The sequence below is a fragment of the Streptomyces sp. HM190 genome, from assembly GCF_009857135.1.
In the GTDB taxonomy this organism is placed as follows: domain Bacteria; phylum Actinomycetota; class Actinomycetes; order Streptomycetales; family Streptomycetaceae; genus Streptomyces; species Streptomyces heilongjiangensis.
In genome coordinates, this window is the sequence record NZ_CP047318.1 from 3,859,879 (window position 1) to 3,882,929 (window position 23,051).

The following is a 23,051-nucleotide window of genomic DNA, read 5'->3' on the forward strand; positions in this document are numbered from 1 at the left end:
CCCCACACCGCCTCCGGTCGACCGCACGCACCTTCGTCACACAGGCAGAACCTCTGACGTCGAACCCGCGCCGCGCCCCTCAGGGGCGCGAGGAACCGCGCGACCAGCCGCACCCCGTCCGCAGCCGCCCGGCAACCCCCGGCCCCGGGCTACGAGGGGCCCTGATTCGGCCGCTCCCCCGCGGCAGCGGCCCGCGCCATCTCCTCCACCCGCGCCAGCATCGGCAGGGGATCGACCCCCACCACCCCCGGCAGCACCTCGGCGATCCGCTCCGGCGTCCAGCCGCCCTCCGCCCACGCCGAACGCAGTTCCCTCGGCTGGGCCCACACGGCGATCCTCGGCCCCGCCACGGTGTACACCTGCCCGGTGATCCCCTCCTCCCGGGCCCGTTCGGACAGCAGGTACACCACGAACGCCGCCACGTCCTCCGGCTCACCGATGTCGGTCAGCTGCGTCGGCACCCCCGCGGACATCCGTGTCCGCGCGACCGGCGCGACCGCGTTCGCGGTCACCCCGTACCGGTGCAGCCCGAGCGCCGCGCTGCGCACCAGCGAGATGATCCCGCCCTTGGCCGCGCTGTAGTTGGCCTGCGACACGGACCCCTGGTGGTTGCCGCTGGTGAACCCGATCAACGTCCCGGCCCGCTGCTTGCGCATCACCGCCGACGCCGCCCGGAACACCGTGAACGTGCCCTTCAGGTGCGTGGCGACCACGGGGTCCCACTCCTCCTCGGACATGTTGAACAGCATCCGCTCGCGCAGGATCCCGGCGACGCACACCGCCCCGTCGATCCGCCCGTACGCGGCGACCGCCGCGTCCACCACCCGCTGTCCGCCCGCCATCGTGGAGATGTCGTCGGCGACGGCGAGGGCCTCGCCACCGGCCGCCTCGATCTCCTTGACGACGGTCTCGGCGACGGAGCTGGTCGGTTCGGAGCCGTCGACGGACACGCCGTAGTCGTTGACGACGACCCGCGCGCCCTCCGCCGCCGCGGCGAGGGCGACCGCGCGGCCGATCCCCCGTCCCGCGCCCGTGACGGCGACGACCTTGCCTGCCAGAAAGTTTCCCACCCCGGCCCCTTCCCCTCATCGCGGTTTCTGACGGACCGTTAGATCTGCTCGCACGCCGATTCTACGACCCGTCAGATACACCGGCACAAGCCCCGGGGAGGGCCGATGTCACTGCCCACGGAGTTCCACGACATCGCCAAGCGCGTGAACAACTGGGGCCGTTGGGGGGCGGACGACGAGATCGGCACGCTCAACCTGATCAGCGACGAGGTGGTCCGCGCGGCGGCCGGCTCGGTGCGTTCCGGGCGCCGTGTCCCGCTCGCGCTGCCCCTCCAGCAGGACGGCGTGCAGACGGGGATGATCCCGGGCCGGGTCAACCCGCTGCACGTCATGGTGCAGGTCAACCAGGAGATCTTCGGTCCCGGCACGGTGGCGTGCAGCGACGACGCCGTGACGATGGGCCTCCAGGCGGGCACCCACTGGGACGCCCTCACCCATGTCTCGCACTCGGGCCGCCTCTACAACGGCCGCCCGGCGCACACGATCACCCCGCACGCCGGGGCCGCGTTCGCCGGCATCGACAAGGCCCGCCACATCGTCTCGCGCGGGGTGCTCCTCGACATCCCGCGCGCCCTGGGCACCGACACCGGCCGTCTGCCCGGCGGCCACGCGGTCACCCCCGAGGACCTGGACGCGGCGGAGGAGTCGGCGGGGGTACGGGTCCGCGCGGGCGACATCGTCCTCGTCCGCACCGGTCAGGTCCGGGCGTACCTCGCGGGCGACAAGCACGGGTACGCGTTCCCGTCACCGGGGCTGTCGATCCGTACACCGGAGTGGTTCCACGCGCGGGACGTCGCCGCCGTCGCCAACGACACGATGACCTTCGAGATCTTCCCGCCGGAGATCGAGGGCCTGTGGCTGCCGGTGCACGCGCTGCACCTGGTCGAGATGGGCATGCCGCAGGGCCAGAACTGGAACCTGGAGGAGTTGTCCACAGCCTGTGGAGAAACGGGCCGGTACGACTTCCTGCTGTCGGCGATGCCGGAGCCGTTCGTCGGCGGCACGGGCACGCCGGTGGCACCGGTGGCCGTGCTGTGAGACAGGGGCGGCAGGCGGCGCGCCGCTGCCCGCCCCGAGCTCGGCACCGCGCGCCGCCGTCCGGCCTCGGCGTACCCGCCCCGCTCCCCGGACCCGGCCGGGAGCCGACGCCGCGACACGACCCACACTCGTCGAGGGCCCGCGTCCTCGAAGCCCTCGTCGTCCCCTCGCGGCGAATCGATGACCACAAGCGTGATCAAACGGACACAGCGCGTCAACACCCATTCGGGGTTTTGCCCCTCGGGACCCGGGTCCCGGCGCCGCGTACGGAAGCACCCCCGGCGCACTTCCCCGCCACCGCGAGCGGAAGGGGCCGGTGCCGTGCTTCGGCGCGCAGGCGCATGCGACAGCGAGGCGCACGCCGGGCGGCTACCGGTCCGCGAAGGCGCGCCGCATCCGGCACGCACACGCACGGGGAAGAGTGGCAAGAACCCCACGGAGGGAGGGCGCGTGCGCACGAGGGGGAAGGACCCACTCGCACACGGGAGCGCCAGGCGGGCGCACACACGGAAGGCAGGAGTGCGTGCGCACGCGGGGGCAGGAAGCGTGCGCACCCGGGGATACGCATGGCGTGACACGAGCCGCCCCGACCCCAACCTCAAGGGCCAGAACCCAAGATCTTCATGAGCCTTCTAGACCGCCCCGTACGCCAGTCCGGCACGGGACACCGCCGCCAGGCCCGTGACGGCGCGGCCCGACGGGCACTCGGTGGGGGTCGCGACCCCGCCCGCGCCGGTCGCCCCGGACGGGCCGGCGGTGGCGCGGTCCAGTTCGCACCAGATGCGCTTGCCGATGCCCTCGTGGCTCCAGCCCCACCGGTCGGCGAGCCCTTCGACGAGCGCGAGGCCGCGCCCGCCGGTCTCGTCGCCGTCGGCACAGCGGAGCGCGGGCGGGCAGGCGCTGGCGTCGGCGACCTCCAGGCGGACCATGCCGGCGGAGCCGTCACGGAGCCCGGACAGCAGCAGCCGCAGCACGGCCGGCCGCCCGGTGTGGACGACCGCGTTGGTGACCAGCTCGGAGACGAGCAGGATCAGCGTCTCGCCCAGCGGCTCGTCGTCCCCTATCCCGGACCCGGCGAGCCGTGAACGGGCCCATCTCCGGGCGCGACCGACCTCTGCGGGGTCGGGCCGGATCTCCAGCTGCACTTGAAGCACCTGCACCGCTCACACCATCCGAACCGGCGGACACATCTCCGCACGCCCCTCCGGGGCCACGATCGTGGTCATCTTCTGCTCGGCCGACCCCACTGCCGTCGGCGCAGGAATCACGGAACGTGATCCCCCTGCTGGACAGCATGGTTGACGTACAGTCACCCCAACAAGCGCTTCGGGCATATTCCAGCGCGAAGGAGTACGCCTACGCCATACTGTGCGACGCTCATCGCGGGGAGTCGAACAGACCGGAGCGACGCGTCGTGGGCCCACTTCACGAGCGACGGGCACCGCCGCGTCCGGGGCCGCCACTGGGGCAACACCGGATCGGCCGGGCCTCGGAACCACTCGCATCCCCCAGAAGGTACCGGAGGACGACCCCGACTCCAGGCCGTGACAAGTCACACCCAGGACACAACCCGGTATCAACGCTCGGTAATTCCGGCGTGCCACGTTCCGCGACATTCCCCCATGATGCCGCCACGGACTCCGCCGTGGTGCTGGTCAGCACAATCAGTGCACCTCGGTCAACAGTTCACCCGCCAAGGTTTCCTCACTGTCCGTCACTGATCCGCCACGTTCCGCCCGGACCCACGCCCGCTTCAGACACAGATGTACGTCGGCCTCCCAGGTGAACCCCATACCGCCGTGGACCTGGAGACAGTCGCGGGCGCCGCGCACCGCCGCCTCGTCGGCCAGCAGCCGGGCCGCCGCGATGTCCACGGGGTCGGCGGTGACCGCCGCCGCGTAGACGGCCGCCCTGGCGACCTCCACCCGGACCAGCAGTTCGGCGCAGAGGTGCTTGACGGCCTGGAACGCCCCGATGGGCCGCCCGAACTGCTCACGGGTCCGTGCGTGTTGCACGGCCGCCTCACAGGTCCGCACCGCCGTGCCGAGCTGCTCGGCGGCGGTGAGCAGGACGAGGAGTCCGTCCGGACCGGCGCTGCGGGAGCCCTCCGGGACACGGTGCAACGGCGTCAACGGGTCGACCGACCGCACCGGGACCGCACCGGTCGCGTCCCCCGTCACCACGTCGGCCTCGTCCAGCCACTCCACCAGGCCCCCGCCCGCGACGGTGGTCACGACGGTCTCCCCGGTCGCGGCGCCCGGCACCACGCCGGCCGCGAGATGCGTGGCCGCCAGCGGTCCGGGCAGCAGTGCGCGCCCCGCCTCCTCGAACACCAACACGGCCTCGGGCAGCCCCAGCCCGACCCCGCCCTCGGCCTCCGGCAGCCGCAGCGAGAAGAACCCGGCGTCCCCCAGCGCCCGCCAGAGCCCCCGGTCGACCCGTGGCGCGTCGACGCCCTCCCGCAACGCGTCCCGCCCGAACCGCCGGGCGAGCAGCCCCCGCACCCCACGCTGCAAGTCGACCTGCTGCTCATCAAGTTGAAACCGCATCCAAGTCCCCAGTCCACGCCGAGCACCTACGCCTGCGTCGAGGGCGGGGCGCGGCCACGCCCCTCAGGTGCGCGGGGAACCGCGCGACCAGCCACCTCCCACCCGCACCCGCCAACCCCCCGCGCACTCCCGCCCCCTGGGCGCCCCCGCCCACCCCTCACCCCTCACCCTTTCGGCAACCCGAGGATCCGCTCGCCCACGATGTTCCGCTGGATCTCCGACGTCCCCGCCGCGATCGTGTACGACAGCGAACTGAGCCGATCGAGCACCCACGGCCGCCCGAGATCGACCCCCTCCGGCCCCAGCACCTCCGCCGCCGCGTCGTACAGCTCCTGCCGGGCACGCGAGTACCTCAGCTTGAACACCGAACCCCCCACCCCCGGCACCCCTCCGGAGGACTCGGCCTCGCTGACGTTCCACTGGGTGAGCCGCCACAGCGTCCGGAACTCGGCGTTCAGCCGTCCGAGCCGCCGCCTGACACCTGGGTCGTCCCACCGCCCGTTCGCCCGCGCCTGCGCCACGACCTCCCCCAACACCTTTCGGCAGGCGACGACTTCGCCCACGAAAGCCGTGCCGCGCTCGAACGACAGGGTGACCATGGTCACGCGCCAGCCGTCGTTCTCCTCGCCGACCCGATGGGTCACGGGGACGCGGACCTCGTCGAGGAACACCTCGGCGAACTCGGTGGACCCGGCGAGCGTGCGCAGCGGCCGTACGGTCACACCGGGCGCGTCCATGGGCATGGCGAGCCAGGAGATGCCCCGGTGCTTCGGAGCGGCGGGATCGGTCCGCACCAGCAGCTCGCACCAGTCGGCGACCTCCGCGTGGGAGGTCCAGATCTTGGAGCCGGTGACCACGTAGTCGTCGCCGTCGCGGTACGCGCGCGTGCGCAGCGCCGCGAGGTCGGACCCGGCTCCGGGTTCGCTGAAGCCCTGGCACCACACCTCCTCGCCGCGCAGCACCGGCGGCAGCCAGCGCGCCCGCTGCTCGGCGGTGCCCTCGGCGGCGATGGTGGGCCCGGCGTGCAGCAGTCCGACGAAGTTGGCGCCGACGTAGGGGGCGCCGGCCTTCTCGGTCTCCTCCAGGAAGATCAGCCGGACGGTCGGGGAGGCGTCCCAGTGGACGTGGGCGTACCCGGCGTCGTACAGCGTCCGCTGCCAGCCGAGGTCGTAGGCGCGCCGTGCGGGCCAGTCGTCGGGGGACGGCTTCGGCGGCAGGGTGGGCAGGACCTTCGCCAGCCACTCCCGCAGTCCGGCCCGGAACTCCTCCTCCTCGGGGCTGTACGCGAGATCCATGACCGGGGGCCGCCCGTCACCGGTCGAGGTCGAGGTCGAGCATGCGGATCGCGTTGCCGCGCATGAGCTTGTAGACCGTCTCGTGGTCGAGGCCCTTCACATGGTCGAGGGCGACCTCCTTGGTGTGCGGGAAGGTCGAGTCGACGTGCGGGTAGTCGGTCTCGAAGGTCGCGTTGTCCCGTCCCACGACGTCCAGCGAGGCGACGCCGTGCTTGTCGCGGAAGAAGCAGCAGAACATCTGCCGGTAGTAGTACGTCGACGGCGGTTCGGGGATCAGGTCGCGGACGCCGCCCCAGGCGCGGTGCTCCTCCCACACGTCGTCGGCGCGTTCCAGGGCGTACGGGATCCAGCCCATCTGGCCCTCGCTGTAGGCGAGTCTGAGGCGGGGGAAGCGGACCAGGACGCCGCTGAAGAGGAAGTCCATCATCGAGGCCATCGCGTTGTTGAAGGACAGCGACGCCTGGACGGCGGGCGGGGCGTCGGGGGAGGCGGCCGGCATCTGGGAGCTGGACCCGATGTGCATGTTGACGACGGTGCCGGTGTCCTGGCAGACCGCGAAGAACGGGTCCCAGTGGCCGGAGTGGATGGACGGCAGCCCCAGGTGGGTGGGGATCTCGGAGAAGGTGACCGCCCGGACGCCACGGGCGGCGTTGCGCCGGATCTCGGCGACGGCCAGGTCGATGTCCCACAGCGGGATCAGGCACAGCGGGATCAGCCGGCCGCCGCTGTCGCCGCACCACTCCTCGACCATCCAGTCGTTGTAGGCGCGCACGCAGGCCAGGGCGACCTCCTTGTCGTGCGCCTCGGCGAAGGTCTGCCCGCAGAAGCGGGGGAAGGAGGGGAAGCACAGGGACGCCTCGACGTGGTTGAGGTCCATGTCCTCCAGGCGGGCCTTGGGGTCCCAGCAGCCGCGCCGCATCTCCTCGCGGGTGATGCCCTCCAGGGTCATCTCGTCGCGGTCGAAGCCGACGGCCGCGATGTTGCGCTTGTACGGGAACTTCAGGTCCTCGTAGATCCACCAGTCGGTCGGCTGGCCCTCGGGGTCCATCGTGATCTGGTACTTCCCGGCGACATAGGCGAGCTCGCCGATGCCGGCGGTCAGCGGCCGGGGACCGCGCTCCCGGTACTTCCGCGGCAGCCAGGTCTCGAAGAGGTGCGCGGGCTCGATCACATGGTCGTCGACGCTGATGATGCGGGGCAGTTCGGTCATGGATCCCCCACTCAGTTATCTGATGGACCGTCAGATCCTTGTCGAGCAGGTTAGTGGCACACCCCTGGACCGACAAGGCGCCCCGGCCTACGCTCTGCCCACCATCTGACAGCTCGTCAGTTTTTGGGACGAGTCCTCCAGGCAGGGGGCCGCTGTGAACGAAACCGCCCACGCGCTCGGCACGTCCCGCACCCTCTGGGAACTCCTCGACCGCCGCGCCGCGCTCACCCCCGACCGGCCCGTCCTCCTCCAGGACGACCGCACGCTGACCTTCGGCGAGCTGCGCTCCCGCGCCGAGCGGGTGGCGGCGGGCCTGTACGACATGGGCGTACGCCCCGGCACGGTCGTCGCCTGGCAGCTGCCCACCCGCATCGAGACGGCCCTGCTGTCCTTCGCCATCGCCCGCCTCGGCGCCGTGCAGTCCCCGGTCATCCCCTTCTACCGCGACCGGGAGGTCGGCTTCGCGCTCCGGGAGTCGAAGGCGGAGTTCTTCGCGGTCCCCGGCGAGTGGCGCGGGTTCGACCACACCGCGATGGCCCGGCGGCTGGGCGCCCGCGGGGTCTTCGAGGCGTACGACGGTCTCCCGGACGGCGATCCGGCGGTCCTGCCCGCGCCGCCGGCCGACGGCACCTCCGTGCGCTGGATCTACTGGACCTCCGGCACCACCTCCGACCCGAAGGGCGTCCTCCACACGGACCGCTCGCTCCTCGCGGGCGGCTCCTGCCTCGCCCACGCCCTTCGCCTGACCCGCGACGACGTGGGCTCGATCGCCTTCCCGTACGCGCACATAGGCGGCCCCGACTACATGGTGATGCTCCTGCTGTACGGGTTCCCGGCCGTGCTGTTCGAGCACTTCGCGCTGCCGGCCGCGCTGGACGGCTACCGCAAGCACGGGGTGACGGTCGCGGGCGGGTCGACGGCGTTCTACTCGATGTTCCTCGCCGAGCAGCGCAAGCAGCCGGGCGTCCCGGTCGTCCCCTCGCTGCGGCTGCTCGCGGGCGGCGGCGCGCCGAAGCCGCCCGAGCTGTACCACGCCGTCGTCCGGGAGATGGGCGTGCAGCTGACCCACGGGTACGGCATGACGGAGGTACCGATGATCACGATGGGGGCGCCGGACGACTCCGCGGAGAACCTCGCGACCACGGAGGGGCGGCCGCCGGAGGGCATGGAGATCCGGATCGTCGACGGCGAGGTGCGGCTGAGGGGGGAGGCCGTCTGCCGGGGGTACCTGGATCCGGCGCAGTCGGCGGCGGCGTTCGACGAGGACGGGTTCTTCGTCACGGGCGACCTGGGGCGGCTGACGGACAGCGGGCACCTGGTGCTGACCGGGCGGTCGAAGGACGTGATCATCCGCAAGGGCGAGAACATCTCCGCCAAGGAGATCGAGGACCTGCTGCACCGCCACCCGGCCGTGCGGGACGTGGCGGTGGTCGGGCTGCCGGACGCCGAACGCGGGGAACGCGTCTGCGCGGTCGTGGAACAGCCGCCCGAGGCCGAGGCGCTGACCCTGGCGGCGGTGACGTCGTACCTGCGCGCGGAGGGGCTCTCCGTGCACAAACTGCCGGAGCAGGTGGAGATCGTGGAGGCACTGCCGCGCAACGAGACCCTGCGGAAGGTTCTCAAGTACAAGCTGCGGGAGCGCTTTGCGGGTACCGGCGGCAAGGGGTCATGAACCGGACGGGGTCATGACCCATAAGGGGCCATGAAGGGTCATGAAGGGCCACGAAGGGGCGTGAAATGGCGCGAAAGGGGCGTGAAGGGGTCATGAACCGGGCAGGATCGGGTCCGACCCCTTCGCCGATCACTCCGGCACGGTGAAGTAGCGGGCGAACGCGGTCACGACCTCCACCTCGTCGACCTTGCCGTCGGCGTTGGTGTCGAGGGTGGCGGCCGTGGCGGTGGCCATGTGCTCGGGCACACCGAGGGCCTTGAGGATGCGGGCGGTCTCGTCGACCGTGGCCGAGCCGTCCCCGTCGGCGTCCGCGACGGCGAGGGCCGCGTACAGGAAGGGGCGGGCGATCTCGGCGAACCGCTCGGGGTTGTCACGCAGTCGCTTGACCGCGCCGTTCACGAACTCGTCGCGGGTGATGCGCTGGTCGCCGTCCCGGTCCGCTATCCCCGCCATGCCCTGCCAGAAGGCCTCCGCGCCGCCGTACAGGGCCTGGCCCTTGTCCGAACGGGCGGGAGTGCCGAACTCGTTGAGCACCGCCTTGCTCGCCGCGCTGAAGTCCTCGCGGTCGATCCAGCCGTTGCCGTCCTGGTCGAAGGTGGCGAACCGGGCGGCGATCCGGCGCTCGTACTCGCTGCTGACCATGTTCTTTCGGGCCCGCCTTACGTCGAGTGGACTGCTTGATCCATGCCTGTCGGTGTTCCTCGGACGGAGCGTACGACGTCCGAGGGCGGTACGGAGCGCGAAAGGGACGCTTGTACCAAGACTGCGGGAATTCCGGGACAACTGTGTGGCCCCCGGGACACGGGGGGTGGGTGCGGTAGGACCGGCGGACAGGCCGGTGACCGGGGGGAGGTGACCGGGTCGGTGAGCGGGCCCGCGGTCAGGCCGAGAGGGCGTCGGCCTCGCCCTCGGGCTCCGGGGCCACCGCCGACATGACGTCCGGGTGGACGTCGAAGAGACGGCGCACACCGAGGGCGGCCATGACGCGGTTGACGTGCGCGCCCTCCGTCGGGCCGCCCGCCCTGCCGTCGGGCGGCAGGATCAGCCGCAGCCGTCCCCGGCAGGACCGCATGAGGCGGCGGGTGGCGATGAGGACGCCCACCCCGCTGGAGTCGCAGAAGACGACACCCGAGAGGTCGAGGACGAGACTGCGGCGACCGTCGGCCACCGCCTCGTGCACCCGTTGACGGAGCACGGGCGAAGTCACCAGATCCATCTCTCCCGACACCCGCAGCACGGCCCACTCACCCTGCTCGCCGTCGGTCACCTTGAACTCCACCGCGATGCCTCCCAGTCGCCGAACCGGAAGCCAACACACCGCTTCCTGCTGCGCGGCTGCCCCGCCCTCGTTCCATGAAACACCGGTACTCCGTCGACGGCGCGTGGCAACCGAGCCATTTCAGGGGCCTTTTCGGTGAGATTTACATCGAGTACGGTCACTAGTGATCGAAAACCGATCAACAAGTGATTGAGGTCGATGCAAGTACGGTCCGGAGCAGCCGTTTTCGCGCCAGGGAAACGGCGCGCGGGACCCCGGCGGACCGGCGGACGCCCATGTGGGCGGCCTGAACAGCGCAGCGGAGGAGGCCCTACCACCTTCGGCGTCGCGAGGGGCGCACATTGCCATAAAGGGACGTGCGTGGTCAGCGGTGCCGACTACATTCGAGAACCCGGTGCACAGAGGCTGGACACAGGTGGGACTCAGCGCGGGACGACGGCTCGGCCACGGGCCGGCCCGAACGGCCCGCGACAGGAACGGCGCAGGCCAGAGCAAGTGAGGGGGCCGTATGGCGACGCAGGACGCACCGCCCCGGTGGGACCTCAGGATGCGGCAGCGGCTGACGCGCGGCGAAGCGGCCGCGCTCGGTGAGCTGTACGACCGGTTCGCGTCGCTCGTGCACGGCCTCGCCCACCGCGTCCTGGGCGACGAGCGGGCCGCCGACGGCATCACCCGCGAGGTGTTCGTCCGGATCTGGGAGGACCCCGAGGCGTACGACCCCAAGCAGGGCCCCCTGCGTTCCTGGGTCGCCGCGCTCACCCACCGGCTGGCCGTGCAGCGGCTGCGGGCCACCGAGACCGCCGCGCTCGCGCGGGGCGGCGAGGGCAGCACGGAGGAACTGGAGCGCAAGGTCCACCAGGCGTCGGTCGCCGCCCGCGCGGACTACATAGTGCAGGCCATGCCCTCGCCGCTGCGGGCCGCACTCGAACTGGCGTACTTCCAGCGCCGTGACTACCGGCGGACCGCGGCCGAGCTGGGCGTCACCGAGGACGAGGCGCGCCGCCGCCTCCGCCTGGGCCTCCAGCTCCTCGCCACCGCCCACGACACCCGCCCCTCCGGCACCCCGCCCGAACCCGGAGGCACGGCGTGAACGACACGAACGCCTCCGGCGCGCACGGGGACGAGCCGGAGGACACGGAGACGACGGTGCCGGGACAGGCGGAACAGGGGGCGAGCGGAGAGGGCCGGGACGGCGGGCAGGCCCGCCTGACCGACGGCGAGACCCGCGAGACCGACCGCGAGACCTGGGCGGGACCGGAGCGGCCGGAGGGCGCCAGGGACGCGCCGTCGGACCCGGACCCGGCGAACGCCGGGGGCGTCACGGCCGACGGCACGCGAGGCGACACCGACGGGCCCGAGAGTGGTGTAACCGGGCCCGAGAGTGGTGTAACCGGGGCCGAGAGCCGTGGTGTCGGTCCGCTGGACGGTGTCGCCGACGGCTCGGGCGCGGCCGGTGGGGGCCGTGGGTCGGGGAGCGGGGCGGGGGACGCGCCCTCGGGGCCGCCCCGGATACCGCTTCCGCGCTCCTCGGTCGAGGACACGGGCCTGCCCCTGCCCGACCCCGCCCCGCGGCGGACGTCCCCGCCGGTGTTCCCCCAGGAGCACCCCGCGCCACCGTACGACGACCGGGACGAGTCCGCCGGATCGCCCCCGGCCGCGCCCGGCACCCCGTTGGCCCCGCCGGCCGCGCCCGGCACCCCGCCGGCCTCCCCGGACGCGCCCGGCACCCCGCCGGCCTCCCCGGACGCGCCCGGCACCCCGCCGGTCCCCGCGCCCGCCCCCTCCCCCCTCGTCCTGGAGCACCGGGTGTTGAAGGCGTTGCTCGGGGCGTGGGCGCTGGCCGTGTGCTCGGCGGACGAGGCGGCGGCCGTGGAGGAGCACCTCGGGGTGTGCGGCGGGTGCGCGGACGAGGCGCGGCGGCTGCGGGAGGCCGTGGGCCTGCTGCACCCGCCGGAGAGCCTCGACCTCGACCCGTCGCTGCGCACCCGGGTCCTGCGGAGTTGTCTGGACCGCCGGGCGCCCCGCATCCCCGTACCGGCGTGGGCGGCGCCGTACGACGCGGAGGCGGCCCGGCTGGACGCGCTGCTGCAGGACATCGACGACGCCGACTGGCAGGCGCCCGTGCGGCTGCGGTGGTTCGAGGGCGAGGGCCCGGTGACCCGGCGGACGACCGTCGCCGGGGTCATCGCGCACCTGCTGACCGTCGACGGTCTCGTGGCGACCGCGCTGGGGCTGGAGGACCCGCTGAAGCACCTGGCCGCGGCCCCGGACAGCCCTGCGCCCGACGCGCGCACCGAGGCGTACTGGAGGGCCGCGCACCTTCCGCCCGGCCGCGCGATCCGCGGGCCCTGGCGGGAGCAGAGCCATGACATCGTCCGTACGACGGCGTTCCGGGGCGGCGGCCCCGAGGACGCCGGAAGCCACGAGGACGGCGCGGGCTCCGGGCGGCTCGTCGTCTCGTACGGCGGCTTCGAGCTGCCGCTGCGCGACGCGATGCTCGACCGGGCGTTCGAGTGCTGGATCCACGCGGAGGACATCGCGGAGGCGGTGGACTACCCGTACACGGCGCCCTCGGGACGCCATCTGCACGGGATGATCGACCTCGCGGCCCGGATGCTGCCCCAGGTGCTGGCCGAGCGGCGGCGTGCGGGCCTCGGGTCACGGTCGCCCGCCGCGGGCCGCCCGCTCGTGCCGGCCGGCGCGCCCGGACGCACTCTCCGTCTGGAGATCGAGGGCTCCGGCGGCGGTGAGTGGCTGATCCCCCTGGACTCCCCCGGCGCGGTCGGCTCCGCCGAGCACGAGGTCGCGCACGTCGCCCTGGACGGCGTCGAGTTCTGCCGGCTCGCCGCGGGCCACGTGCCGCCCGAGGAGGCCGCGGCCGGGCAGGTGGGCGACCGGGACGCCATCCGGGACGTGCTCTTCGCGGCGGCGTCCCTGAGCCGTATGTGACCGGACGGGCCGTTCAGGAGCGGGGAGCAGGGCGCGGGGCGGGAAGAAGGGCGCGGGGAGCGGCGCGAACGCATCACGCGTGCCGCCCGGCCGCCCGCGCCCCCAGCGCCCGTGCGGCTACGCGAACACGACCGTCCGGCGGCCGTTCATCAGGATGCGGCGTTCGGCGTGCCACTTGACCGCGCGGGCCAGGGCCTGGCACTCCACGTCCCGGCCGATCGCGACGAGTTCCTCGGGGGTCACCCCGTGGCCGACCCGCTCGACCTCCTGCTCGATGATCGGCCCTTCGTCGAGGTCGGCGGTGACGTAGTGCGCCGTCGCCCCGATCAGCTTCACGCCCCGCGCGTGCGCCTGGTGGTACGGCTTGGCGCCCTTGAAGCTCGGCAGGAACGAGTGGTGGATGTTGATGATCCGCCCGCTGAGCTGCTTGCAGAGGTCGTCCGACAGCACCTGCATGTACCGGGCGAGCACCACCAGCTCGACCTTCTCCTGCCGGACGATCTCCAGCAGCCGCGCCTCGGCCTCGGCCTTGGTGTCCCTGGTGACCGGGATGTGGTGGAAGGGGATGTCGTAGGAGGCCACCAGCTCGGCGAAGTCGGTGTGGTTGGACACGACCGCCGCGATGTCGACCGGCAGTGCCCCGATCCGCGCCCGGAACAGCAGGTCGTTCAGGCAGTGCCCGAACTTGCTGACCATGAGGACGACGCGCATCCTCTCCTCGGCGCGGCTGATCTGCCAGTCCATGTGGAAGGAGTCGCCGATCGCCGCGAAGCTCGCCCGGAGCTTGTCCAGGCTCACCGGAGCCTCCGCCGAGAAGTGGACGCGCATGAAGAACAGACCCGTGTCGTGGTCGCCGAACTGCTGGCTGTCCTCGATGTTGCAGCCGGTCATGAAGAGGTAGCTCGACACGGCGTGCACGATGCCCTGCTTGTCGGGGCAGGAGAGGGTGAGGACGTACTGGTCGGCGGGCGCCGCGGTGCGAGTGGGCTGCGCGTTCATGCCCGACAGGGTCGCACACGGCGTCCCCGGGGCGGCAATCGTCCCGCGGACCGGACCGAGCGGAACGGCCCCGTCCGGACCGGCGCCCCGCACCGGCCCCCTGCCGCCCTACGCCGCCCTACGCCGCCCTCGTCATGATCCGCAGGACCTCCAGCGTGCGCGGCGGTGTGTCCGGGTCCTCGCCGTCGCTCACCGACAGGCGCACATGGGCCTCGCGGGCCGCGCGGACCGCATCGGACCAGGCGGGGTGGTCGAGGTAGGCGGAGACCGGGGCGTCCGGCCCCACCTGGTGCATGATCCGCAGCACGCGCAGCACGGCCGTGTCGACGAGCGCCGCCTCCTGGGCGTCGCGGAAGATCGCGCCCACGTACTTCTCCGCGGACCAGTTGTCCAGCCAGGTGTCCTCGACCAGGCGGTACACGGCGTCGGTGACGTCACCGTAGCCGTCGACCCCGGCCAGCCAGACGTCCCGCTGGAACACCGGATCGGAGAGCATGTGCAGCGCGGAGCGCACATTGCTGCGCCAGCGCCACCAAGGCACGTCGTTCAGGGGCATGCCGCCCATGGTGGATGAGCGACGCCCACGACGGGAAGAGGTCTCCGAACCTTGGACGGTCATCGTTCCCGCGTTCCTCTCTGCGATCCCTGGAAAATACGATCGTAGCTTCCCGTAATTCACCTCCCGGTCACCTTCCGTTGCCCGGTCGTCACGCCCGGGTTGGCCGTGTGACGGAATCGTGCGGAGTCATGACCGGCAGGCGACGCACCTCAGAAGACCGTCCCAGGCCCACCCGTCCCGGCGGTTTCCGTCGCGGCGGGACGAAACGGACCGGTATCGCGAGAGGCGTCGCACTGGCGCTGTGCGCGTCGCTCGCCGCCGGGTGCGGGGTCGTCTCCGGCGTCACGGGGGGCTCCGGGGACGACCCCATCACCGTCATGACCTGGGCGCCGGAGAAGACCGCCGCCACCAACAAGCCCGGCATGCCCGCCATGGCCAAGGCGTACGCCCGCTGGATCAACGCGGGCGGCGGGCTCAACGGCCGTGAGCTGCGCGTCCTCACCTGCAACGACCACAACGACACCGTGGGCGCCGCGCGGTGCGCCCGCCGCGCCGCGAAGGAGGACGCCGTCGCCGTCGTCGGCTCCTACAGCCAGCACGGCCGCTCCTTCCTCGCCCCGCTGGAGTCCGCCGGCATCCCCTACATCGGCGGCTACGGCGTGACCGACGACGAGTTCTCCAGCGCCCTGTCCTACCCGGTCAACGGCGGCCAGGCCGCGCTCATGGCCGGCCTCGGTGAGCAACTGGCGCGCGCCTGCGGCCCCGTGGCCCTGGTGCGCCCCGACTCCATCGCGGGGGACCAGCTTCCGCTGCTGCTGAACTCGGGGCTGCGCTCCGGGGGCCACCGGGGGGCCGAGGACCAGCTGGCCGCCGAGGACGCGACGGAGTACGCGGACCACGCCCGGCAGGCGCTGCGGCGGGCCTCCGGCGACCCGGGCAGGCGGGGGTGCGTGGTGCCCGCGCTCGGCGACCGCACCTCCACGTTCATGGACTCGTTCCGCCGGGACCGCAAGGACTACCCCGACGTGCGCACCGCCTCCGTGCTCGGCAGTGTCGACCAGTCCCTCGTCGACTCGACCGGCGGCAGGTCGGGGCCGTACGAGGGGACGTACGTCACCGGCTGGTACCCGGTGGAGACCGACAAGCGCTGGGACCGGATGAAGAAGGTGATCCGCGACCACGCCTTCGACGACAACCGGATCGACCCGGCGGACCCGGGTGTGCAGACGACCTGGATCGCGTACACCGTGCTGACGTCCGTCATCGAGCGGATCGGCGACGGCGAGGTCACCGCCCAGGCGATCCGCCACACCCTGGACAACGGCATGCGGGTCACCACGGGCGGGCTGACGCCGCCGCTGACCTGGCGCTTCGAGGACCTGATCGCCGCCGCGGGCTTCCCCCGCCTGATCAACCCGGAGGTCACCTTCCAGGTGGTCCGCAGGGGCCGCCTGGTCGCCGCCCGCGAGGGCTTCGTGAACGTCGAGAAGACCCTCGTCGACGCGGAGCTGTGACGCGCCGGGGCCTGCCCCCGACGGACGCGGCGCGACCGCGGGGATCCTCAGAAGGCCCCTACAGCTGGCCCGCCTGCCGCTGGGTCAGGCCGTACTTTCCGGCGATGCCGTTCCACAGCTGCGCGGCCTTGGCCTTCTCGGCGCTCGCCGTGCTGCTGGCCTGGTTGCCCGCCTGGGTCTCGCCGGTGGAGCGGGCCTGGCCCCGCTTGCAGAGCTTCTTCTTGCCGGCGACCTGGTCGGCCCACGCGGCGTAGTGGTTGTCGGCGGACGCGGAGGCCTGCCAGGCCTTGGTGAGCGCGGTGGTCAGGGCGGCGTTGTCGGGCAGCTTGTCGACGGACAGCTCGCCGAGCTTGGAGACGAGGTCGTTGCGCTGCTTGGCCGCGTCGCGCAGATCGGTGGCGGCCTGCCCCAGGTTGGTGCAGGACCGGATGTTCCCGACCGCCTTGATCACGCTGTTGCGGCTGTCGCCGCTGTCCGCGAGCAGCTTGTCCAGCGCGACCGCCTGCTCCTTCGCCGGGTCGGCCGCCTCGGCCGACGACTCCTCGGCCGACGGCTCGGACGCCGTCACGGCCTTGTCGTCGCCCTGCCCCTGGTCGTCCTTGCCGCCGCCCCCCATCAGGGCGCCCGCCCCGATGCCGAGGACGGCGATCCCGATGCCGACGGCGGCGATCAGCGGCACCTTGGAGCGCGTACGGCCGCCCCCCGGGGCGCCGCCGGCGTCGCGTCGCGCGGAGGCCCGCCCCCCGTGACCGCCGTGGCCGCCTTGACCTGCGTCGCCCGCCTGGCCGACCCGGCCCTGCGACGACCCCACGGTGCGCGGCTGCTCGACCCTGGGCATCTGCTGTGTCGTCCCGGACGCGCCCGAGCCCCCGGGCTCACTGCGGAAGAGGCTGTCGAAGACGTCCGGCTCCTGCGGCGGCGCGCCGTACCCCTGCGCCTGGGGCCGGGACTGCCCCGGAGCCTGCGGCTGCGCGGCCACCGGCGGGATGAACTGGGTGGGCTCGGCGTCCGGGTTCGCCCCGGCTGCCCCGTGGCCGGCAGCCGCGGTGGGAGGCAGGTACGCCGTCGCGTCCGCCGACGCCTCCGGCGGCAGCGCGCCCGGCCCCACGGGCGGCAGGAACTGGGTGGCGGCCTCCGGGGCCGCGGGCACCGGCGGTATGTACTGCGTCGCCGCCTCGTCCCCCGGCAGGGGACCGGCCGACGGCACCGGCGGAAGGTACTGGGTGGCCCCCTCGTCCACCGGCGGCACGGGCGCCCCGCCCGACGCGCGCGACACCTCTCCCGCGACCGGCGGCAGAGGCATCCCGGAACTGCCCCCCGCGTACCCGTCGCCCCCGTACGGGCCCTGCGCCGCCCCGGGCGCCCCTGGCGCCCCGTACGCGCCCTGAGACGCGCCGTGGGGGCCGTACGCGGCCTGTGGCGCCCCCTCGGCCCCGTATCCGGACGGGGACGCCCCTTGCGTTCCGTACCCGGAGCGGGACGCGTCGCTGCCGTACCCGGCCTGCGACGGCCCGCCGGTTCCGTACCCGGCCTGCGGCCCCTCGGACCCGTACGCGCCCCGGGCCCCCTCGGACCCGTACCCGCCCGGTGCCGGCCCCTCGGGGGGCAGTGGCAGTCCGCCGGGCCGGGCGCCCTGGTCGCCCCACTCGGGGGCGCCGCCCCAGGAGCCGGCGGCCGGCTGGTCCCGCGCGTCGTGACCGCCCTGGCGCCACGTCGGGGCCGACGCGGCGGGGGGCAGGGGAGCCGGGGGCAACTCGCTCGGGTGCAGCGGCGCCCCACCGTCGGAGGGCAGCACGATGCCTTCGCGCGCGGGCCGCGCCGAGGGCTCCTCGCCCTGTCCACTCTGCGTCACCGGGACTCCTACGAACGGGGGACTTGCGGAATCGTCGCCTCACGCTACCGGTTCCCGGCGACCGCCTCAGCACCACCCGCACCCCACAGGGCGCCCCGGCCCCCGCGCGCCCCCGGCCCCGCCGAACCCCGGCCGCGCCGCCCGACCGGCGGCGCGACCGGGGCCCCTCCGGCGGGAGTTACGCCGCCTGGAGCTCCATCCGCGCCCCGAACTCCCTGACCACCGCCTCCTCCCGGAACGGCTCCAGCCTCTGCTGGAGGTCCTCCAGATACTCCGCCCCCCGGTTCGACCGCAGCGACCCGAGCAGTTCCACGGCCTTCAGGCCCGTGTGGCACGCCTGCTCGACCTCGCGCTGCTGCACCTGCGCCGTGGCGAGCAGCACATAGCCGATCGCCCGCCGCCGGGCCCGCGACTCGGGATGCCCGGCCAGCGACTCCTCGGCCCGCCGCGCCGCCGCCTCCGCCTGCCCGAGGTCCCGGTGGCAGTGCGCCAACTCGTCGGCGAGATACGCCTCGTCGAAGTGTCTGATCCACGTCGGGTCGTCCCCGGACGACGAGTCCGCCGCCTCCAGCGCCTCCACGGCCCGCCCGGCCGCCGCCTGCGCGGCGCGCGCGTCGCCCATCAGCGCGTGCCCGCGCGCCTCCGCCGCGTGGAACATGCACTCCGCGCGCGGAGTGGCGCGCCCACGCGCTCCTTCCTGCGCCGCGCGCGCCAACTGCGCGATCTCGCGCGGGTTCCCGAGCTGCGCGGCGAGATGGCTCATGGACGCGGCGAGCACATAGCCGCCGTACGCGCGGTCGCCCGCGGCCTGGGCGAGCCGCAGCGCCTGGATGTAGTACCGCTGGGCGAGACCGGGCTGCCCGGTGTCCACGGCCATGTACCCGGCGAGTTCGGTCAGCCGGGACACCGCCGCGAACAGCTCGCGGCCCACCGCCTCCCGGTAGGAGCCGGCCAGCAGCCCCGAGACGACGCTGTTGAGGTAGTGCACGACGACGGGCCGGACGTGCCCGCTGCCGTACTGGTGGTCGAGGTCGACGAGGGCCTGGGTCATCGCGGTCACGGCCGCCACGTCGGCCATCCCGACCCTCGGTCCCGCGGAGCGGGCCACCTGGGAGTCCGGCGCCGAGATCAGCCAGTCACGGCTGGGCTCGACGAGCGCGGAGGCGGCGACGGACGACCCGGACAGGAAGTCCCGCCGGCCGACGTCGCTGCGCCACAGCTCGCAGACCTGCTCGATGGCCCCGAGGACCGTCGGCGAGAACTGGAGCCCCACGCCGGACGCGAGGTTCTTGCCGTTGGCCATGCCGATCTCGTCGATCGTGACCGTACGGCCCAGCTTGCGCCCCAGCGCCTCGGCGATGATCGCGGGAGCCCGGCCCCGCGGCTGCTGTCCGCGCAGCCAGCGCGCGACGGACGTCTTGTCGTAACGGAGGTCGAGTCCGTGCTCCGCGCCGCACATGTTGACCCGCCGGGCCAGCCCGGCGTTGGAACAGCCCGCTTCCTGGATGAGCGCCTGCAGCCGTTCGTTCGGCTGCCTGGCGACGAGCGGCCTTGCGGCCATGGCGTACCCCCTGTGGCTGTGGTGCCCAGTGCTGTGACCGGAAAGGTTCGCCGGCTCGCGAAGCCCGGCAGCCTCCTGTCAAACCTTTCCGGTCACAGCACCAGCTCACGCTTCGAGTTGACGTGTCCTCAGCGGCCGATCCCTTCGGACACACAGTCACACGACTCGGTGCGCGCGCCGAGCACGCGTACCGAAAGCGCATACCCATCTGTCGGAGGGATCCGGCCTCGACGATCAATGCCCCGTCGACATACCGAAGATGCGAGACATTCCTCGATTGCCGGGGTAAACACGGATGCTGTACCCCACACGTGGCTACCCGGCTCACTCGGCGATCCCGCTCGCGCGCCCCCGGACATGCACCCATGCGCCCCGGCCCGGTCGGCGGTGCTCTCCCCCCGCGCATGTGACATCCGTAACCACCGATGAGCGCTAGAGTTGTGTTCATCGTGGAAGAGACCATCGCGGGCCCTGAAGCTGCCCAAATCCCGAAGCAGCGTGGCGAATCGCTGCTGGACACCGCCGTTCGATACGCCGAAGAACGTCACTGGGACGTGTTTCCCGGTACGTGGCTGGAAGCTGTCGACGGGGTGCAGCACTGCTCTTGCGGCAACACCGCGTGCGCGACCCCCGGCGCGCACCCGGCGCGTGAGGACTGGGCGACCCAGGCGACAGGCAGTGCGACCGTCGCACGCCGTCTGTGGTCCACGCAGCCGACCGCGTCGATCCTGCTGCCGACAGGGCGGACGTTCGACACGATCGACGTTCCCGAGACGGCCGGTCTGCTGGCGCTGGCCCGGATGGAGCGCATGGACCTGACGCTCGGTCCGGTGACGTGGACACCGGACCGCCGGATGCACTTCTTCGTGCTGCCGGGCGCGTCGGTCAAGGTGCCCGATCTGGTGCGCAAGTTGGGCTGGTCGCCGCTGTCGCTCGACCTCAGGGCGCTGGGCGAGGGCGAGTACGTGGCGGCGCCGCCGACCCGGTACGGGTCACGGGGGGCCGTGCAGTGGGCGCGTCGTCCCACGTCGGCGAACCGGTGGCTGCCGGACGCGGAGGAGCTGATCTCCCCGCTCGCGTACGCGTGCGGCAGGGACGGCCGACGATAGCGCCCAGGGCGACTCGACGAGCGGTTGCCCACCCAACCGGCTGTTGAACGACGGGACTTGCATGCGTCGTCGGACGCGTGGGTGGTCAGAGCGCGGCGAACAGGTCGTCCAGAGGGGCGGGTACGCGGTCGGGGCCGAGGGCCTCGACGAGGACCCGCCCGTACTGGATCTTGCGGCCCTTCTTCGTGCCGAGGAACCGGCGGAGCTGCTGCTGGGCGGGGCGGCCCTGCTGCGCGGGCTGGCGGAGGAAGGTCCGCAGGGGGCGCAGATCGCCCTCCGCGTCGACGAGTTCCCGCACGCGGCCCGCGCCGAGCGCGCGGATCAGTTCGTCCTCCAGGTCGGCCGTGCACACGAAGTACCCCTCGGATGCCGCGCCGGCGCGCTCCCAGGCGCGGGCGTAGTAGCCGCGCTCCCGCTCATCGCACAGCCCGGTGAGGCGCAGGCCGAGGCCCGACGGACCGAGGAGGCCGGCGAAGCGGCCGACGTTCATCGCGCCGCCCATCTGCAGGACGCAGACCCCCTCGGCGCCGAGGTCCCGCCCACGTCGCGCGGCGAGCGCGTCGACCGCCGCGGCGTCGCTCGGCCCTTCGAGCAGCACCACCGCCCGGACACCGGCCGTAGCGACCAGGTCCCGCGCCGGGACACCGGGCCCACCCGCCGCCCACGCGGTGACCGCCTGCCGGAACGCCCCCATGTCGGCCATGCCACGAGTCTGCGCCGTTTCCGTCCGCCGGGACAGGGATTTTCACAGCGCGACGATCACCGCGGCCGGCAAGGGGCGGCAGCTCAGTCGGTGAAGCCGTCCAGGAACGGCTCTATCGCGGCGCGCCACGCGTCCGGCTGGTCGTAGTGGACGAGATGGCCGGCGTCGGCGACCTCGGCGTACTGGCCGCGGGGCAGCACACGGACCATCTCCTGGGCCTCGGCGCGGCCCAGTTCGCCGTCGAGACCGCGGACGACGAGGGTGGGGCACCGGACCTGCGTCAGCTCCTCCCAGTGCGCGTCGTACACCCAGGTCTCGCGGGTCTTCAGCATCTGCTCGGGGTCGAAGACGGGCCGCCAGCCGTCGGGGCCCTCGTGCATGACCTCGGCGTAGAACTCGCCGCGCGAGGGGTTGGGGCGCTCCACCCAGGGGTCGTCCTCGCCGAACCACTTGCGGACGTCGGCGAGGGTCGCGAAGGGCAGCGGCCACGCCTTGAACCAGCTCTCCCACTCCCGCTGGGAGGCGGCGCCCAGCGCCGAGGCCCGCATGTCGCAGATGATCAGCCCGCGCACCAGGTCCGGGCGCTTGGCGGCCAGTTGCCAGCCGGTGAGCGCGCCCATGGCGTGGCCGATGAGGACGACGGGGGCGAGACCGAGCTGCTCGATCGCCGCCTCGGCGTCCTCCACGTAGGCCTCACGGGTGTAGGCGGCCTGCTCCGGCTTCTCGCTCCGGCCGTGGCCCCGCTGGTCCAGGGCGACGGCGCGGTGCCGCTCGGAGAGCCAGCGGGCGGTGGGCGCCCAGTGCGAGGCGCGACCCATGAGGCCGTGCAATAACAGCACGCCGTGCCCCGGCGCGTCGGCGGGCTCCTCCCCCGGGTCCGGCCCGGTCCGTCGGCCGGTCGGGGCGCCGGGCAGCTCCCCGGTCTTGGGCGGGTCCCCGAACTCCCAGGCAGCGAGGCTCACGCCGCCCGTTCCGGTCACGTCGATGCGCCGCGTCATTGGCACCCCCCACACTCCCGCTCGGACCGCTCGCTCCCGAAGCCCTCGCCGCGCTCCGGACCCGGTGGTCCATCCGTCCTGACCGCTGTCGTACCGCTGTCGTGCTGCCCTTGCTGTTCGCGCCGTGGTGCGCGCCGTTCGAACGACGCGCACATGCTGTTACAGCGCGCGTATCGATCGGCACGTTACGTATGGGATGCGTGGGTCGGTCGGGGACGGGCCGCTCGACGCGACGCCACGCCGCCCACGTTATCGAATACACATTCGAAGATGCCGTTCCCGGCGACTACACCCCTCATTCGAGTGACCCCCCTCAAGGATTGCCCGCCGCGGCCGCGGGGAGATCTTCAACGGGAGGCGGGCCGCTCGGGGACAACGGCCCGAGGGGGGATGACCCTGGGAGCTCGGGGCTCCGGGTCAGCACGGGGGAGGACAGGCCCCGGCGCCGCATGGCGCCGGGGCCCTCCTCACGTCCACGGCACATCCGCCCCGCCCCCTCCTCCGCCACCGCGAGATCGCCGTCTCCGGTGGCCAAGAGCCCCTCAGGTCATATGCCTCACGGGCAAGCCTCGCACGCGAACGGTCCGCGCGCTGCGATTCGGCGCAGTGAATCTCGGACTTCGCCGGACGGTCGAGGTGGCGGGCGTGACCGCCCGAGAACACGGCTGGTGCTGTGACCGGAAAGCGCCTGCGG

19 protein-coding genes are annotated in these 23,051 nt (G+C 73.1%); 6 read left to right on the forward strand and 13 right to left on the reverse strand.

Annotation, left to right across the window (positions count from 1 at the left end):
• Positions 1-149: 149 nt before the first annotated feature.
• Positions 150-1,070: an SDR family NAD(P)-dependent oxidoreductase gene (locus GSY65_RS16295; protein ID WP_159769034.1), complete on the reverse strand. Its 921-nt coding sequence runs from the start codon at positions 1,068-1,070 to the stop codon at positions 150-152.
• 105 nt (positions 1,071-1,175) lie between these two features.
• On the opposite strand from GSY65_RS16295, the gene GSY65_RS16300 reads away from it, so the two are divergent.
• A complete protein-coding gene (locus tag GSY65_RS16300) occupies positions 1,176-2,108 on the forward strand; it encodes a cyclase family protein (RefSeq protein ID WP_159769037.1) in 933 nt (310 codons plus the stop codon).
• Between the two features lie 632 nt (positions 2,109-2,740).
• Here GSY65_RS16300 and GSY65_RS16305 read toward each other — a convergent pair.
• The 4 genes from GSY65_RS16305 to GSY65_RS16320 all read right to left on the reverse strand — a co-directional run bounded on the left by GSY65_RS16305 (position 2,741) and on the right by GSY65_RS16320 (position 7,162).
• The gene (locus tag GSY65_RS16305) at positions 2,741-3,268 is read right to left on the reverse strand and encodes an ATP-binding protein (protein ID WP_201452559.1); all 528 of its coding nucleotides are present in this window, start codon (positions 3,266-3,268) and stop codon (positions 2,741-2,743) included.
• Between the two features lie 504 nt (positions 3,269-3,772).
• Entirely contained in the window at positions 3,773-4,657 is an 885-nt protein-coding gene (locus GSY65_RS16310; protein WP_159769040.1) for an acyl-CoA dehydrogenase family protein, read from the reverse strand.
• Positions 4,658-4,821: 164 nt separating this feature from the next.
• Positions 4,822-5,952 carry an acyl-CoA dehydrogenase family protein gene (locus GSY65_RS16315; protein ID WP_159769043.1) on the reverse strand — a complete coding sequence of 377 codons (1,131 nt, stop codon included), beginning with the start codon at positions 5,950-5,952 and terminating at the stop codon, positions 4,822-4,824.
• 16 nt (positions 5,953-5,968) lie between these two features.
• A complete protein-coding gene (locus GSY65_RS16320; RefSeq protein WP_159769046.1) occupies positions 5,969-7,162 on the reverse strand; it encodes an amidohydrolase family protein in 1,194 nt (397 codons plus the stop codon).
• Between the two features lie 154 nt (positions 7,163-7,316).
• Between GSY65_RS16320 and GSY65_RS16325 the strand changes: the two genes are divergently transcribed.
• Positions 7,317-8,834: a class I adenylate-forming enzyme family protein gene (locus GSY65_RS16325; protein ID WP_159769049.1), complete on the forward strand. Its 1,518-nt coding sequence runs from the start codon at positions 7,317-7,319 to the stop codon at positions 8,832-8,834.
• Between the two features lie 129 nt (positions 8,835-8,963).
• Here the strand turns inward: GSY65_RS16325 and GSY65_RS16330 are convergent, their stop codons facing one another.
• Both GSY65_RS16330 and GSY65_RS16335 read right to left on the reverse strand, forming a co-directional pair.
• Positions 8,964-9,476, reverse strand: a complete 513-nt coding sequence (locus GSY65_RS16330) for an EF-hand domain-containing protein (RefSeq protein ID WP_159769052.1) — start codon at positions 9,474-9,476, stop codon at positions 8,964-8,966.
• Between the two features lie 238 nt (positions 9,477-9,714).
• Positions 9,715-10,119 carry an STAS domain-containing protein gene (locus tag GSY65_RS16335; protein ID WP_099963747.1) on the reverse strand — a complete coding sequence of 135 codons (405 nt, stop codon included), beginning with the start codon at positions 10,117-10,119 and terminating at the stop codon, positions 9,715-9,717.
• Positions 10,120-10,621: 502 nt separating this feature from the next.
• On the opposite strand from GSY65_RS16335, the gene GSY65_RS16340 reads away from it, so the two are divergent.
• Entirely contained in the window at positions 10,622-11,203 is a 582-nt protein-coding gene (locus GSY65_RS16340; protein WP_159769055.1) for a sigma-70 family RNA polymerase sigma factor, read from the forward strand.
• 329 nt (positions 11,204-11,532) lie between these two features.
• Positions 11,533-13,062, forward strand: a complete 1,530-nt coding sequence (locus GSY65_RS16345) for a zf-HC2 domain-containing protein (protein WP_443043294.1) — start codon at positions 11,533-11,535, stop codon at positions 13,060-13,062.
• 117 nt (positions 13,063-13,179) lie between these two features.
• Here the strand turns inward: GSY65_RS16345 and purU are convergent, their stop codons facing one another.
• Both purU and GSY65_RS16355 read right to left on the reverse strand, forming a co-directional pair.
• Entirely contained in the window at positions 13,180-14,061 is an 882-nt protein-coding gene (purU, locus tag GSY65_RS16350) for a formyltetrahydrofolate deformylase (RefSeq protein WP_159769058.1), read from the reverse strand.
• Positions 14,062-14,179: 118 nt separating this feature from the next.
• Positions 14,180-14,680 (reverse strand): SCO4402 family protein, encoded by a 501-nt coding sequence (locus GSY65_RS16355; RefSeq protein ID WP_159769061.1) that lies wholly within the window; start codon positions 14,678-14,680, stop codon positions 14,180-14,182.
• 128 nt (positions 14,681-14,808) lie between these two features.
• On the opposite strand from GSY65_RS16355, the gene GSY65_RS16360 reads away from it, so the two are divergent.
• Entirely contained in the window at positions 14,809-16,134 is a 1,326-nt protein-coding gene (locus GSY65_RS16360; RefSeq protein ID WP_159769064.1) for an ABC transporter substrate-binding protein, read from the forward strand.
• Positions 16,135-16,192: 58 nt separating this feature from the next.
• Here the strand turns inward: GSY65_RS16360 and GSY65_RS16365 are convergent, their stop codons facing one another.
• Positions 16,193-17,986 (reverse strand): hypothetical protein, encoded by a 1,794-nt coding sequence (locus tag GSY65_RS16365; protein ID WP_159769067.1) that lies wholly within the window; start codon positions 17,984-17,986, stop codon positions 16,193-16,195.
• Positions 17,987-18,164: 178 nt separating this feature from the next.
• Positions 18,165-19,547 (reverse strand): transcriptional regulator, encoded by a 1,383-nt coding sequence (locus GSY65_RS16370; protein ID WP_159769070.1) that lies wholly within the window; start codon positions 19,545-19,547, stop codon positions 18,165-18,167.
• 425 nt (positions 19,548-19,972) lie between these two features.
• On the opposite strand from GSY65_RS16370, the gene GSY65_RS16375 reads away from it, so the two are divergent.
• Positions 19,973-20,656, forward strand: a complete 684-nt coding sequence (locus GSY65_RS16375; protein ID WP_380965875.1) for a bifunctional DNA primase/polymerase — start codon at positions 19,973-19,975, stop codon at positions 20,654-20,656.
• An 85-nt stretch (positions 20,657-20,741) separates the two neighbouring features.
• Here GSY65_RS16375 and GSY65_RS16380 read toward each other — a convergent pair whose 3' ends face one another.
• Both GSY65_RS16380 and GSY65_RS16385 read right to left on the reverse strand, forming a co-directional pair.
• Positions 20,742-21,359, reverse strand: a complete 618-nt coding sequence (locus GSY65_RS16380) for a TOPRIM nucleotidyl transferase/hydrolase domain-containing protein (RefSeq protein ID WP_159769073.1) — start codon at positions 21,357-21,359, stop codon at positions 20,742-20,744.
• 83 nt (positions 21,360-21,442) lie between these two features.
• Positions 21,443-22,357, reverse strand: a complete 915-nt coding sequence (locus GSY65_RS16385; RefSeq protein WP_159769076.1) for an alpha/beta fold hydrolase — start codon at positions 22,355-22,357, stop codon at positions 21,443-21,445.
• Positions 22,358-23,051 lie beyond the last annotated feature (694 nt).

What these genes read in the sequence shown, in the direction of transcription:
- GSY65_RS16300 (WP_159769037.1), top strand. Translation starts at nt 1,176, where the DNA reads ATGTCACTGCCCACGGAGTTCCACGACATCGCCAAGCGCGTGAACAAC.
- GSY65_RS16310 (WP_159769040.1), bottom strand. Translation starts at nt 4,657, where the DNA reads ATGCGGTTTCAACTTGATGAGCAGCAGGTCGACTTGCAGCGTGGGGTG.
- GSY65_RS16315 (WP_159769043.1), bottom strand. Translation starts at nt 5,952, where the DNA reads ATGGATCTCGCGTACAGCCCCGAGGAGGAGGAGTTCCGGGCCGGACTG.
- GSY65_RS16320 (WP_159769046.1), bottom strand. Translation starts at nt 7,162, where the DNA reads ATGACCGAACTGCCCCGCATCATCAGCGTCGACGACCATGTGATCGAG.
- GSY65_RS16330 (WP_159769052.1), bottom strand. Translation starts at nt 9,476, where the DNA reads ATGGTCAGCAGCGAGTACGAGCGCCGGATCGCCGCCCGGTTCGCCACC.
- GSY65_RS16340 (WP_159769055.1), top strand. Translation starts at nt 10,622, where the DNA reads ATGGCGACGCAGGACGCACCGCCCCGGTGGGACCTCAGGATGCGGCAG.
- purU (WP_159769058.1), bottom strand. Translation starts at nt 14,061, where the DNA reads ATGAACGCGCAGCCCACTCGCACCGCGGCGCCCGCCGACCAGTACGTC.
- GSY65_RS16355 (WP_159769061.1), bottom strand. Translation starts at nt 14,680, where the DNA reads ATGACCGTCCAAGGTTCGGAGACCTCTTCCCGTCGTGGGCGTCGCTCA.
- GSY65_RS16360 (WP_159769064.1), top strand. Translation starts at nt 14,809, where the DNA reads ATGACCGGCAGGCGACGCACCTCAGAAGACCGTCCCAGGCCCACCCGT.
- GSY65_RS16370 (WP_159769070.1), bottom strand. Translation starts at nt 19,547, where the DNA reads ATGGCCGCAAGGCCGCTCGTCGCCAGGCAGCCGAACGAACGGCTGCAG.
- GSY65_RS16375 (WP_380965875.1), top strand. Translation starts at nt 19,973, where the DNA reads ATGAGCGCTAGAGTTGTGTTCATCGTGGAAGAGACCATCGCGGGCCCT.
- GSY65_RS16380 (WP_159769073.1), bottom strand. Translation starts at nt 21,359, where the DNA reads ATGGCCGACATGGGGGCGTTCCGGCAGGCGGTCACCGCGTGGGCGGCG.
- GSY65_RS16385 (WP_159769076.1), bottom strand. Translation starts at nt 22,357, where the DNA reads ATGACGCGGCGCATCGACGTGACCGGAACGGGCGGCGTGAGCCTCGCT.